Below are 1,035 nucleotides of genomic sequence, written 5' to 3' on the forward strand. Positions count from 1 at the left end.
GGAGATCACCCGCGTCGAGCAGCTGCTCAACACCCGCCCCCGAGCCACCCTCGGATTCCACACCCCGGCCGTTAGGCTCAACGAACTACTCAACGTTGCGCAGACGGGTTGAGACCGCCCCCTCCGCTCGAGTGCCCACTTCCCCACACGCCCCTCCCGTCGAGTGCTCACTTCCTGAGAGCGGCCATCCCCACCCCCAGGGCACTAGGCGGAGTTCTCCACAGACCGCGTTGCCAGCGTGGCCGCCCGGCGGCGGAGCGGGTGAGCTTCGGTGCCATGACCGTTTACCTGCCGTCCACGCCGTTCTCAGTCGTCCACGGGCGGGCGCTCGGTTTCACCGATCGTGAGCTCGCCGCCGACCACCTGGACCGTCCATTCCGAGGAGTTCGCTCCGTTGATCCGCCGACGACCCTCATCGAGCGGGCGATGGCACTTCGCTGCGTCCTGCCCGACATGACGGCGTTCTCTCACGTGACGTCAGCTCAGCTTCACGGCCTTCCGTTGTCCTACGCCCTCGAGGCCGATGACCGGCTGCACGTGTGTCGCCCCATTGACACGGCACACGTGCGCCGCAGCGGGGTGGTCGGCCACCGGGCTCTCCACCCCCGATCCGTCACCCGGGCGCACGGGCTGCCGGTCATCGCGCTGGACGACACCTGGGTCGATCTCGGTGAGCTGGTCGGGCGGGGCAAGCCGATGGGGTTGGACAATGCCATCGTTGTCGGTGACGCGTGCGCCACGGCCCTGAAGAGCGTCAGCCCGCTGAGGAAGGCGTTGGCGAGACGGGTCAGGCCTCGGGGCAAGAAGCTGCTGACGGAGGCGCTGGAGCTCATCCGCGTGAACTCCTGGTCGCCACGAGAGACACAGGCCCGGATCATGTTGGTGCGCGGGGGCCTTCCAGAGCCGACCCCCAACCTGTCGACGGCACCTGAAAACTGACCCCCTGACGGCAGGTGAAAACTGACCCCCTGCCGGATCCTGTCCTCAACTGCGAGGGCGGGAGGAAGCGGGTGTTGTCTGTGGAGGACTGGGCTG

At 67.7% G+C, this 1,035-nt stretch carries 1 protein-coding gene; it reads left to right on the top strand.

Features of this window, described 5'->3' with window-relative positions:
• Nucleotides 1-276 precede the first annotated feature (276 nt).
• Nucleotides 277-939 carry a hypothetical protein gene (locus tag ACXR8F_RS21525; protein WP_458803627.1) on the top strand — a complete coding sequence of 221 codons (663 nt, stop codon included), beginning with the start codon at nt 277-279 and terminating at the stop codon, nt 937-939.
• Nucleotides 940-1,035 lie beyond the last annotated feature (96 nt).

The sequence above is a fragment of the Terrabacter sp. AAH1 genome (assembly GCF_054456855.1).